Consider the following 12,564-nt stretch of genomic DNA (forward strand, 5'->3'; position numbering starts at 1 on the left):
CGCGGCATGGATCCTCGGGTCTGCGCCGCGTCGCTTCGCTCCTTGCTCCGCCCGTGGATGACGAAGAGAGAAGCGTTTTCGCTAATCTCCAACGCGGATAAGTCCGCTACGAACGATACCGGCCTTATTTGCGTCTTGGTCCAAGCACTTCCGGGCAACCGACGCTTGACTGCAAATTGAATCGATCTAATTTCCCGCGCAACTCCAATTCTCGACCGGATTCGCCGTATGAATGCGTCAACCGCCGTGCAGACTGCCATTCGCGGACGGTGGGCCGTCGCGGCCATTTTTCTGGCCAACGGCTTCCTAACCGGCAGTTGGGCGCCGCAGATCCCGGTGTTCCTGACCCGACTGGATATCTCGAAGTTCACGCTCGGGCTTTTGATCCTGCTGTTTGGCGCCGGCGCCGTTACGGCCATGACCTGGTGCGGCCACCTGATCTCGAAACATGGTTCGCGCACCGTGCTGCGCTGGTTCGGTCTTTGCGGCAGCCTTGGCTTGCTGGTCGTGGCGCTGGCGCCCAACGTGCCGCTGGCGGCGATCGCCATGTTCATCTTCGGCGGCTCGATCGGCGGCATGGATGTCGCCATGAACGCCAATGCCGTGGTGGTGGAGCGAAAATTGACGCGTGCGATCATGTCGTCCTCGCATGGCTTCTGGAGCCTCGGCGGTTTCGCCGGTGGCGCCCTTGGCGGCTTCGCCATCCAGAACTACGGCCATCTCGCCCATGCCGCGGTGGTGACCGCACTCGCTTTCGCGGTGATCGCGTTGGGGGTCGGCTATCTCATTGCCGAGGGCAAGCCGCAGGCGGCCGAGCATCACAAGTTCTCCCTGCCGGCGAACCCGCTGGTCTATCTGGTCGGGCTGATGGCGTTGCTGACGATGGTCTCCGAGGGCGCGGTGCTCGACTGGGCAGCACTTTACCTCAAGCAGGAACTCGGCGCCGACCTTGCCATTGCCGGCCTCGCCTATGCCGCCTTTTCCGGCGTCATGGCCATCATGCGCTTCTTCGGCGACGGCATACGCAACCGTTTCGGAGCCGTGACGACCCTGCGTGGCTCGGCAGTTGTCGCCGCCGCCGGCATGCTGGTCGCCGGCCTGTCGCCCTCGCCCTGGCTCGCCATCGCGGCCTTTGCCCTTTGCGGCTTTGGTATCGCCAACATGGTGCCGATCATCTTTTCGGCCGGCGGCAACCAGGAAGGCATGTCGTCGGGCACCGGCATGAGTGTCGTCACCACCATGGGCTACTCTGGCATCCTCGTGGCGCCATCGGCGATCGGCTTCGTCGCCGAACATTCCAGCTTCGGCCCGATCTTCATTGCCATGTCTGGTCTGCTGATCGCCGTGCTGTTGATGGCGGGCCTTGCTCACCGGGCCGAATTCGCACCCGCACCGGCCGAATAGCATTTCAGTTCCTCGTGGAGGAAATCCGCCACGCGGCGGAGGCGCACGCTGCTGCGCACGTCGCGATGCATGGCCAGCCAGACCGGCAAGGCTGGCAGCGGCAGGCCGGGCAGCACCTTCTCCACCAGCGGGTCACGCTCGGCCAGCGGCTCCTGGCCAAGCCCAATGCCGTTTCCCGCTCGCACCGCCTCCCATAGAACGATCTGGTTGTCGGCCCTGAAGCGGAAACTGTTCCGCGTCACGGGAATGCCGAACTGCACAAAGCCCCTGATTATCTCGTCGCTGCGGTCGAAGCCGATCAGCGCGTGATTGACGAGATCGGCCGGCCCCAAGGGGCGACCGCGCCTGTCGAGATAGGAAATGGCCGCACAGGCGCAGAGCTTGATATCGCAGACCTTGCGCGCCACCAGTTCGTTCTGCACCGGCTTGACCATGCGGATGGCGATGTCTGCATCCCGGCGCAGCAGGTTCTCGACCTGGTTCGAGGCGACGATCTCGACCTCGATGCCGGGCTCCTCGATGCCCAGGCGCCCCATCATCTCCGGCAGCACATAGGCAGCCACCACCTCGCTGGCGGCAATGCGCACCGTGCCTTCGATGGCCTCGACCGAGCCCAGCGCCAGCCGTGAGAAGGCACTTGCCTGCTCGCTCACCGTCTTGCCACGCTCGAACAGCGTGGCCCCGGCTTCCGTTAGCGCATAGCCGCTTCGCCCGCGCCGGAACAGGGTGACGCCGAGCGCCTGTTCCAATTCCGAGATGTGGCGGCCAAGCGTCGGCTGGCTTGCCGACAGCTTTCTCGCCGCGGCCGACAGGCTGCCGGTTTCCGCCACCGTGACGAAGCTCTTGATCAGGTTCCAGTCGATATCAACCATTCAATAATGAATATCAGGACTGCATCCATGGTCAATTTCAATTCATCCGTGCGGCAATCATATTCGGCCTGCAAACACCGATACCGACCGCAACAAACCAGGAGTAACTCAAATGACCAAGATCGCAATTCTCGGCGCCAATGGTCGGCTCGGCCGCGTCGTCGCCAAGGCATTCATTGATGCCGGCTTCGACGTCCGCGCCGTCACCCGCACCGGCAAGCTGCCGGCCGAACTCAAGGGTGCGACCGCAATTGCCGGCGACGCGCTTGACCGCGAGGCCCTCATCCGCGCCACGCAAGGTGTCGACATCGTCTTCAACGGCCTCAATCCGATCTACACCGACTGGGGCAAGTGCCTGCCGATGGCCGAGAACGTCATGGCCGCCTGCCATGCCAACGGCGCGCTGCATCTCTTCCCCGGCACCGTCTACAACTACGGCTCGCCGATGCCGGCGGTGATCACCGAGGACACGCCCTTCCACCCGACGACGGAAAAAGGCCGCATCCGCTGCGCCATGGAGGCGCTTTTTCGCAGCGAGGCCGACGCCGGCCGCGTGCGCACCATTGTTCTGCGGGCCGGCGACTTCTTCGGTGGCACTGGCAGCGGCTCGTGGTTCGACCTGATCGTCGCCGCCAAGATCGCCAAGGGCATCTACACCGCGCCCGGCCCGGCCGATCTGGTGCATGAATGGGCCTATCTGCCTGACTTCGCCGTGGGCTTCGTCGCGCTGGTCAAGAATCTCGACAAGCTCGGCTCCTACGAGGCGCTGAACTTTCCCGGCCACGCGGTCACCGACCTGGAGATCAAGGCGGCGGCCGAGAAGGCTGTTGGCCACCCGCTCAAGATGACCTCGATGCCTTGGTGGGTGCTGCGCGCCGGCAGCCCGTTCGTGGCGATGTGGCGTGAGATCGTCTCGATGTCCTATCTGCGCTTCGAGCCGCACCGGTTGGCCTCGACGCGGCTGGAAGGCATCATCGGCGGGATCCCGCATACGGCGCTCGACCAGGCTGTCGCCGAGGCTCTGGAGGACATCGGCATCGCGACGGCCGGAACTTTGGCCAAGACCGCCTGAACGCACCGCCAACGGCTGCGCGTCAGCTCAGATCCGGCCCATCAGCACAAGTATCAAAACCACCACCAGCACCACGCCAAGAATGCCCGACGGCCCATAACCCCAGGAGCGTGAATGCGGCCATGCCGGCACCGCGCCGATGAGGACAAGGACCAGGATGATAATGACGATGGTGGTGATCGGCATGAGACTTCCCCGCATTTGAACCCATGAGGCTGAGGGACAATGCAAAAGGCCGCCCGGTTGTTCCGGACGGCCTTTTGCACTCAAATCGGAAAGTCGTGCCTATTCGGCGGCTTTCGGGAAGGCGATCGCTGGTTCCGAACCGGCATCCGGTTTTGGCGCATCCGACGAGATCTCGCCCTTGCCGCGCCGGAACAGCCGGCTGAACAAGCTGCGCCGGGCGCCGGGCTTGACCTTGGCACGGGTGAACACCATCAGCATCGAAGGCGTCACCACCAGTGTCAGCACCGTGGCGAAGGACAGGCCGAAGACGATCGCCGAGGACAGCGAAATCCACCATTGCGTCGACGGCGCGTTGATCGTCGTCTCGTGGTGGAAGATTTCCAGGCCAAGGCCAAAGGCGATTGGCAGCACGCCGAGGATGGCCGACACCGCCGTCAGCACCACCGGGCGCGCGCGCTCGCGGCAGGTCTGCAGCACGGCCTCCATCTTGTCCCAGCCCTCTTCGCGCAGCCGGTCATAGGTGTCGATCAACACGATGTTGTTGTTCACCACCACGCCGGCCAGAGCGATGACGCCGATGCCCGACATGACGATGCCGAACGTCTCGCCCGTTATCAGCAGTCCGAGGAACACGCCGATCGTGGCCATGACCACGCAGGACAGCACCAGCCAGACGCTGGTGAACTTGTTGAACTGCGCCAACAGCACCAGAAAGATCAGGAAGATCGCGGCGCCGAAGGCCTTGCTGAGGAAGGCGCTGGCTTCGGCGCTGTCCTCGTTCGAGCCGGCCAGCTTCCAGCGGATGCCGCTGCCGAGATCCATGTCGGCGACCGCCTTGGTGACCTCCTGCTGGACAGCCGCGACCTGTTGGCCGGCGGCAACGTTGGCCTGCACCACCACCGTACGCGCGCCGTCGATGCGGTTGAGGATACCGACCGTCGGCTCGGGCTTGCGGATGACGAAGTTCGAGATCGGCACCGAGCCTTGCGAGGTCTGCACACGAAGTTCGTCGAGCGTCGACAGTGTGCGCCGGTCTTCGGGCAGGCGCAGTCTGATATCGACGGCATCGTCAGCGCCGGCCGGCCGGTATTCCGAGAGCTTCAGCCCGTTGGTCACCAGCTGGACAACGGTGCCGACAGCGGTCGGACTGATGCCGTATTGCGCCGCCTTGGCGCGGTCGACCTCGAGCGCCCAGTCCACACCGGGCGGCGGCAGGCCATCGGAAATATCGATGACGCCGGGCACTTTGGCCACGCGCGCCGCAACGGCCCGGGCCTTGTCGTCGAGCCCCTTGGGATCGACAGCCGAAAGCCTGATCTGGATCGGCTTGCCTGTCGGCGGTCCGGCCTCGGGCACGCGGACTTCGACGTCGACGCCCGGAATGCCGGCCATGACGCCGCGCAGATCGTTCAGGATCTGGTTCGCCGATTTGCGCTCGCGCCAGTCGATGAATTCGTACTGGATGACGCCGACCACGTCTTCGGGCACATCCTGGCCGCCGCCCTGCGTCTTGCCGACACGGGTGTAGACGGATTTGATCCCGGGCCAGCCAAGCATCCGATTTTCCGCGATCTTCGTCGCGGTGTCCATTTCGGCCAACGAAAGGTTGCCGCGGGCGTGCACATAGAGCAGGCCGTAGTCGGGCTCGACACTCGGGAAGAACTCGACGCCTGCGCCGTATTTCGAATAGCCGACGAAGATGCCGGCCAGCAAGACGACGGTGAGCACCATCACGGTGATGGGGAAGCGCACCGCTTGCTTGACGACGGCCATGTACCAGCCATCGCGATTGTCATGCTCGTGATGCTGCGGCGCCTTGGCGAAGATCGCGCCCAGCGTCGGCGCGAAGACCAGCGCGTAGAGCATCGACGCCGACAGCGTGACGATCAGCGTGATCGGCATGTACTTCATGAAATCGCCGATGATGCCGGGCCAGAACAGGAGCGGCGAGAAGGCGGCAATGCGCGTCATCGTCGCCGCGATGACCGGACCAGCCATGCGCTTGGCGGCCAGCGCGAAGGCATCCTGCTTCGGCATGCCCTCGCTCATGCGCCGTTCGGCGAATTCGGTGACGATGATGGCATCGTCGACCAGCATGCCGACGGCCAGGATGAGGCTGAACAGCACGATCATGTTGATCGTGTAGCCCATCATGGCCAGCAACAGGATGCCGATCAGGAAGGACGACGGGATGGCCAGGCCGATGAGCAGCGAGGCACGGCCGGACAGCGCATAGAGGATGACGATGAACACCAGGATCACCGCGATCATCACATGGTTCTGCAGGTCGCCAAGCAACTGGTTGACGAAGACCGACTTATCCTGCGTGTAGGTGACGTGCATGCCCTCGGGCATCGTCTTGACGAAGCCGTCGGACACCTCCCTCACCTTGGTGAGCGTGTCGATCAGATTGGCGCCGATGCGCTTTTTGACTTCGATGGCGATGGCCGGCTTGCCGTTGAGGCGGGTGATCGTCTCCGCATCAGCGAAGGTCGAGCGAATCGTCGCGATATCCTTGGCCTGCACCACGGCATTGGGACCGGCGACCACCGGCAAGGCCGCAACATCCTCGGGCGTCTCGATCAGCGATGGCACCTTGACCGCGTATTTGCCTTGGGAGCCTTCGATATTGCCGGCGGCGACCAGGCTATTGGAAGCGCCGACGGCGCCGATCAGCTGGTCGAGCTGCAAGCCATAGGAAGACAACTTCATCGGATCGATGACGACTTCGACGAGATCGTCGCGCGAGCCCTGCAGCGAGCCTTCGAGAACGCCGGGCACTTCCTCGATACGGTCACGCAATTCGCGCGCCGCGGCGGTCAGGACGCGTTCGGGCAGATCCCCCGACAGGGTCACGACGAGCACCGGAAATTCGGAAATATTGACCTCGGTGACGACGGGCTCCTCGGCCGCCTGCGGCAGGTCGGCCTTGCCGTCCTGCACCTTGGAGCGCGTATCCTGCAGCGCCGTCGCAAGGTTGGTCTGCGGCTGGAACTCGACCAGCACGTAGCCGCCGCCCTGGAAGGCGGCCGAGCGCATTTCCTTGAGGCCCTTCAGGCTTTTCAGCTTGCTTTCCATCGGCCGCAGCAGAAGGCGCTCGGAATCTTCAGGCGAAATGCCTTGATAGATCAGGCTGACATACATCATCGGAATCGGAACGTCGGGTTCCGCTTCCTTCGGTGTCGACTGATAGGCGACCCAGCCTGCAATCAGCAGGAAGACCAGGACCGAGATGGTCAGGCGGGCATTGTTGATTGCGAGTCTGACGATATCCATGACATCTGCCTGCTGTTGCTTCGAGAGTGGCGAACCGACTGACGTCGCCGGGCAAGGCCCGGCGCCGGCGTCGCCGCGCTACTGCGTCCCGGCGGTGGCTTCGCCGATCAGCTTGTTGATGGTCGCCTGGTCGGCCTCGACCGGCTTGACCTCATCGCCTTCCTTCACCAGTTCCTGGCCGGCGACGATAATGCGCGCATCGGCCGGGATACCGCCGAGCACGAGACCGGTCGGCGTGTCGTCGACCAGGTCGATCGGGAAGAACGCCACCTTGTTGTCCTTGCCGACGGCGCGGATGCCCAGATCGCCCTTGTCGCCGAGCGTCACCACCGAACGCGGCAAAAGCACCGCGTCGGTGGGCAGCGCGCTGAGCTGGATTTCCGCCGTCATGCCGGCCGGCACGGAGCCGTCGGCATTGGGGATCGCCACCTCGACGCGGAAGGTGCGGGTCGCCGACGACGCGTCGCGGCTGATGTAGCGCACGGTGCCTTCCACGGTCTGACCGCTGACCAGCCGCACTTTGGCCTTGTCGCCGAGCTTGAGATAGCCCAGGTCGCGCTCGCTGATCTCGCCGCGGGCGATCACCGGATCGAGCTTGAGGATGGTCGCCACCTCGCCGCCCTGCATGACCGAACTGCCAAGTTCCACCGGCACCCGGTCGATGACGCCGTCGAACGGCGCCTTGACTTCGTTACGGTCCAGCTCGGCCTGCGCGGTATCCAGCTGGGATTGCGCCTGGGTCAGATTGGAGCGGGCGGTGTCGAGCTGCAGCTTGGGCAGATTGCCGGTCTTGGCGAGCCGCTCCGCCGCATCGAGCTCCGCCTTACGCTGAACAACGAGCTGCTTGGCGTTGTCGACCATCGAGATCTTTTCCTCGGCGGCCAGCATCAGCACCAGGTCGCCGGTCTTGACGTGATCGCCTTGCTTGACCGGCAGCTTGTCGATGACGCCGGCGACGCGGGTTGCCAGCACCGCGCGCTTGTCGGCCTCGGTCAGCCCGGAAACACGGATGGCGCGCGCATAGGTCTTGCGCGGCGGCGTCACCACCGCGACGGTGCGCAACGGCGCCTTCGGCTCGGCTTCAGCCTTCGGCTTGCCAGCGTCCTGCGCCTTGGCGGGCTCGCCCGCCTTTTGGTGGTCAACAGCGGCGCTGCCCACCGACGAGAATTCGCCTGTCGCCATCCAGGCCGCGAAACCAATAAGCACAACAATGGCTGCAAGCTTGTGAAACCTGATTCTCGGCATCGTCGTTTTTTCCACTGCGGGTTCGGCCAGCACCGCGCCCTCATGACGCGGGCGCGTCGCCGATATGGGTGCGCGCCTGACCGTGTTCAAATTGCCGTGATCGGCGAGCGGGCTTTTACATCAAAGTTGCACCGCAATATAGTCGGAAAGTTGCAACGGCATTGCGGAACCGGACAGAGTGTGGCAGCCGCGGAACGGTCCGTGACTGTCCTGGCCAGCCCCTGAGGAGCGCCTGCTGCCGGCTCACGATCTGCCCTCACGACCAGCCCGGACGACCGGCTTGGCATTGCCGGCGGGCAGCGTGGCGTTCTCGAAAAATACAGCTGCCGTCGCGCGCCGGATTGTGATCCGGACACTGGTTTTCATCGATGAACAAATCATTTCGCCCCATGAAAGACACCAATTCCCGACGTCGGAAAGCCTAAGCAACGCGTTGGAATTACTGATGAAACAGCCGAGAATTTATTCCAGCCGACATTGCAAAGACCAGTCCGTCGGCATCTAAGGCGTCGCCAGAAACGCCTGAGTGTCCAGCACCGGAGGGCGCCGGACCTCCCATTCATGACGCATCCCCGAACGCCCTGTGGGCGCAGCAACGCCGGTCATTGTCCATGCGACGCGCAACGACGATGCCGACCATTCCGCTCGCCGGTTTCCATCAATATCGCGACAGTGCATGGCATTGCCGGAAGATCGGTGGCAGCAGGCGTCAGCATGATGATGCGTTGTTCACACGCATTGGTTGCCGGTACGCATTGGTTGTCGCTCTGTCCGAAATCCATGGATGCCGAAAACTCTCGCTGATCCAGATCGGCCACCGCTCTTCGGCAACAGACAGGGTCAGGCCCGACGGCGCTCCACCTCCGGGTTCTTGCGCGCCGCCAGGAATTCCTTCACCCGCCGGCCGGGTGCGGGACCGCGCACCGGCTTGAAACCATCATCGAGTTCGCCGGAAAGATCGAGTGTCGCCCGTTTGCCGACGGCGTCGTAATTCTCCTCCAGCCAGTCGCTGGCGGCCGTGCGGCCGAGATCGCGCAGATAGGTCAGGAATGCCCATTCGGCATTGACCTTCGATGACGCCGACAGGTCCTTGAACGCCTCGTCGGCATCGATGCGATGCATGCGGATGTCGCGGTATTCGCCATGCGGCAGGCGGCCGGCGGCGATCAGTTCCTTGACGAAGGCGATCGAGCGGAATTCGCGCAGCAGCCCGGCGTTGAAGGTGATCTCGTCGATGCGGTTCTGGATCTCGTTGGCGCTCCTGGGCGTTCCCTCCCGCACCACCGGATTGATCTGAACCAGGAGCACATCCTCGGTCGCCGCCGTCTTGAAGAACGGATAGAGCGCCGGGTTGCCGCCATAGCCGCCATCCCAGTAGGGCACGCCCTTGATCTCGACGGCGCGGAACAGTTGCGGCAGGCAGGCCGAGGCCATCACCGTGTCGAGATCGATCTCGCCATCGGAGAACACCCGCAGTTGTCCGGTCTCGACATTGGTGGCGGAGATGAACAGTTCCATCGATTTGCAGGCGTGGACATTCTTGAAATCGATCTCCTGCTGAACCACGTCGCGCAGCGGATTGAGGCCAAGCGGGTTGGCGACATAGGGCGAGAACACCCGCGACATGGTGTCGAAGAAGACATAGCCCGGCGAGTTCTCGATCGACCAATTGCCCCAAGCGACGTCCCATGGCATGCGCTGCACCGGACTGAACCGGCCCTTTGCCGCCACCGCATGCCAGAAATCATCGAGCTTTTGTCGCGCGCCGTCGACCCCGCCGCGCACAAATCCATCTGCCAGTGCCACCGCGTTCATGGCCCCGGCGCTGGTGCCGGACACCGCCGAAATCTCCAGCCGTCCGTCCTCCAGCAGCTGGTCGAGCACGCCCCAGGAAAACGCGCCATGCGAGCCGCCTCCCTGAAGGGCGATGTTGATCTTCTTCTTTTCCTCCGCCTTGCCGTTCTTCGTCATGGCGTTCCTGTCACCTCGGTGCCCGACCCATCCGATCCGGGATCGGAGCGGCAGGGTCACGGCAGGCCTATGTTGCAGTGCAGCATATAAGGGCGGACCAAGGCAAGAACACGAACACGGTCGCGTGATCACATGAAATTTCGGTCATGCGCAGAAGCCTCTCCGCTGCAAAGCGAAGAAGAGGCGTCTTTTGAAACAGACAGGAGGCTTAGGCGACGAGGTTCGGCACCGGCCCTACATAGCGCGATTGCGGCCTGATCAGCCGGTCGGTCGTTTGCTGCTCACGCGCATGGGCGATCCAGCCGGCGACGCGCCCAGCGGCGAAGACATTGCTGAAGGCTTTTGGCGGAAAGCCCGCGGCCTCCAGCACGAGCGCCGTGTAGAACTCGACATTGGTCTGCAGCGAGCGTTGCGGCTTGGCAACCCGTAGCACATCGAGTGCCGTCTGCTCGACCTTTTCGGCGAAGGCCAGCCGGCGGCCGGCCTCGCCCTCGCCGCCGATCTGCCGCACGACGGCCTTCAGCACGTCGGCGCGCGGATCGCGCACGCGGTAGATGCGATGGCCGAACCCCATGATCCGCCTGCCATGTGCGATCTCGTCGCGCAGCCAGCCGGCCGCGGCGCCATGCGCCTGGATGGCATCGAGCATCTCGATCACCGGGCCGGGCGCGCCGCCATGCAGCGGTCCCTTGAGCGCGCCGAGGCCGGCCAGCACCGATGAGGTCAGCCCGGCCAGTGTCGAGGCAACGACGCGGGTGGCAAAGGTGGAGGCATTGAGGCCGTGATCGCAGACCGTCACCAGATAGCTATCCAGCGCCTTTGCCAATGCCGTTGGCGGGGCGGAACCCCTGAGCATCCTCAACATGTCGGCGGCATGGTCGGCCTTGCCGTCCGGCGCAACCGGCTGCTCGCCGCGCTGCAGGCGCAACAGGGCTGGCGTCAGCACCGCAGGCGCCGCGATCAGCCGCAAGGCATCCTTCAGTGTCTCGCCGTCCGGCAGCAGCGCCATGCCGGCGCGCATGGCGCTGTAGACGTCGAGCGGCGCCAGCGACACCAGCGAAGGCTGGAGCCGCTCGAACACCTCGACGCGAGCCTCGCCCAGGCTCGCCGCCAGTTCGGTATCGCCGGGCAGGTCGTCGAAGAAGCCGTCCAGCAGCAAGCGGACGACCTGCGGATAGGTCCATCGTCCCGCCAATTCCGGCAAGGAATGGCCACGGATCGTCAGGCGGCCGCCCAGGCCATCCACGTCCGACAGGATTGTTTCGGCCGCCACCACGTCATCGAGCCCATTCGCCATAGCTGTCTCCTTGAAGCTTTTGCGCATGGGAGATAAGGGTGGGCGACGCAAGCATCAATCTTGATCAACAGAATCAATATCAAGGCTCGACATGTCCGAATGGTTGTCACGGGAAGAGGCGCTGGAACGGCTCAAGGTGCGGCCGCAGACGCTCTACGCCTATGTCAGCCGCGGGCGCATCGGCATGCGGCCCGACCGTGCCGATCCGCGCCGCAGCCAGTACCGCGCCGACGATGTGGCGGCGCTAGCGACGCGAAGGGCGCGCGGACGCAGCCCCTCGGCCATCGCCGAAAGCGCCATCGCCTGGGGCGAGCCGTCGATCGCAACGGCGATCTCGACCGTTTGGCACGGCAGGCTCGTCTATCGGGGCCGGGACGCCGTTGCGCTCTGCGAACATGCCACGCTGGAAGAGACCGCCGCCGTGCTTTGGGCCCGGCCAGAACCGGTGAGTTTCGAAGCGCAGGCGTCGGATGCCTCCAGCCAGCTTGGCCGGGCCCCGGCCTTCGCACAACTTGCCACGCTTGCCGGCCAGGGGCGGCCCTCGCTTGGACGCAGCGCCGCCTCGCTCTGCGCCGATGCCGCGCGCGCGATCAGCGTGCTGGCCAGCGCCATCGGCGCCTCGCCGGGATCCGACCCGGTGCATCGGCGATTGGCCCGGGGCTGGTCGGTGGATGATGGCGGTGCGGAAGCAATCCGGCGCGCCCTTGTGCTGCTCGCCGACCACGAACTCAACGCATCGACCTTCGCCGCCCGCGTCGCGGCCTCGACCGGAGCTTCGCCCGCCGCTTGCCTGCTGGCAGGCCTGGCGACGCTTTCCGGCCCACGGCACGGTGGCGCCAGCGAAGCGGTGATGCAACTTGCCGACGATGCGGCACGGCACGGCGCCGATGCCACGATCCGGCGCTGGCTCGGCCACGACCGGCCGCTGCCGGGCTTCGGCCATCCGCTTTATCCCGAGGGCGATCCTCGCGCCACAGCGCTCTTGGCGGCCATCGACGACACCGACGAGACCTTGCGATCGCTGGAAACCGCCGCCATGGCCGCGACCGGCGCTTCAGCGAATATCGATTTCGCCCTGGCCGTGCTGGCGCGCAGTCTTGGTTTGCCCCGCGATGCGCCATTCCATTTGTTCGCACTCGGACGCAGCGTCGGCTGGGCCGCGCATGTGGTCGAACAGATCGTGAGCGGCAGCATCATCAGGCCGCGCGGTCGCTATGAGGGATTGCTGCCGTAGATTGCGT

The 12,564-nt window shown here is 64.6% G+C and carries 10 protein-coding genes; 4 read left to right on the plus strand and 6 right to left on the minus strand.

The window, feature by feature from the left end; genetic code table 11:
• Positions 1-228: 228 nt before the first annotated feature.
• Complete coding sequence (locus LB577_RS12130; protein WP_224686871.1) at positions 229-1,404, plus strand: MFS transporter; 1,176 nt, start codon at positions 229-231, stop codon at positions 1,402-1,404.
• Here the strand turns inward: LB577_RS12130 and LB577_RS12135 are convergent.
• The gene (locus LB577_RS12135) at positions 1,368-2,276 is read right to left on the minus strand and encodes a LysR family transcriptional regulator (protein WP_224686872.1); all 909 of its coding nucleotides are present in this window, start codon (positions 2,274-2,276) and stop codon (positions 1,368-1,370) included. The two genes, LB577_RS12130 and LB577_RS12135, sit on opposite strands and share 37 nt — an antisense overlap.
• A 112-nt stretch (positions 2,277-2,388) precedes the next feature.
• Here LB577_RS12135 and LB577_RS12140 point away from each other — a divergent pair, with 112 nt between their 5' ends.
• Positions 2,389-3,348 (plus strand): SDR family oxidoreductase, encoded by a 960-nt coding sequence (locus LB577_RS12140; RefSeq protein WP_224686873.1) that lies wholly within the window; start codon positions 2,389-2,391, stop codon positions 3,346-3,348.
• Between the two features lie 27 nt (positions 3,349-3,375).
• Here LB577_RS12140 and LB577_RS12145 read toward each other — a convergent pair whose 3' ends face one another.
• The 3 genes from LB577_RS12145 to LB577_RS12155 form a co-directional block, all read right to left on the minus strand.
• Complete coding sequence (locus LB577_RS12145) at positions 3,376-3,534, minus strand: DUF3309 family protein (RefSeq protein WP_023763678.1); 159 nt, start codon at positions 3,532-3,534, stop codon at positions 3,376-3,378.
• A gap of 99 nt (positions 3,535-3,633) precedes the next feature.
• Positions 3,634-6,810 carry an efflux RND transporter permease subunit gene (locus LB577_RS12150; protein WP_224686874.1) on the minus strand — a complete coding sequence of 1,059 codons (3,177 nt, stop codon included), beginning with the start codon at positions 6,808-6,810 and terminating at the stop codon, positions 3,634-3,636.
• Positions 6,811-6,888: 78 nt separating this feature from the next.
• Complete coding sequence (locus tag LB577_RS12155) at positions 6,889-8,055, minus strand: efflux RND transporter periplasmic adaptor subunit (RefSeq protein ID WP_224686875.1); 1,167 nt, start codon at positions 8,053-8,055, stop codon at positions 6,889-6,891.
• Positions 8,056-8,335: 280 nt separating this feature from the next.
• On the opposite strand from LB577_RS12155, the gene LB577_RS12160 reads away from it, so the two are divergent.
• On the plus strand, positions 8,336-8,560 hold the full coding sequence (locus tag LB577_RS12160; protein ID WP_224686876.1) for a hypothetical protein: 225 nt from the start codon (positions 8,336-8,338) through the stop codon (positions 8,558-8,560).
• 335 nt (positions 8,561-8,895) lie between these two features.
• On the opposite strand, the gene LB577_RS12165 is transcribed toward LB577_RS12160, so the two are convergent.
• A complete protein-coding gene (locus LB577_RS12165; RefSeq protein ID WP_224686877.1) occupies positions 8,896-10,026 on the minus strand; it encodes a patatin-like phospholipase family protein in 1,131 nt (376 codons plus the stop codon).
• A 208-nt stretch (positions 10,027-10,234) separates the two neighbouring features.
• A complete protein-coding gene (locus tag LB577_RS12170) occupies positions 10,235-11,323 on the minus strand; it encodes a citrate synthase/methylcitrate synthase (protein ID WP_224686878.1) in 1,089 nt (362 codons plus the stop codon).
• Between the two features lie 91 nt (positions 11,324-11,414).
• Here LB577_RS12170 and LB577_RS12175 point away from each other — a divergent pair, with 91 nt between their 5' ends.
• Positions 11,415-12,557 carry a citrate synthase gene (locus LB577_RS12175; protein ID WP_224686879.1) on the plus strand — a complete coding sequence of 381 codons (1,143 nt, stop codon included), beginning with the start codon at positions 11,415-11,417 and terminating at the stop codon, positions 12,555-12,557.
• The last annotated feature ends 7 nt before the right edge of the window (positions 12,558-12,564 follow it).

It is taken from the genome of Mesorhizobium sp. B283B1A (assembly GCF_020165735.1).
Taxonomy (GTDB): domain Bacteria; phylum Pseudomonadota; class Alphaproteobacteria; order Rhizobiales; family Rhizobiaceae; genus Mesorhizobium; species Mesorhizobium opportunistum.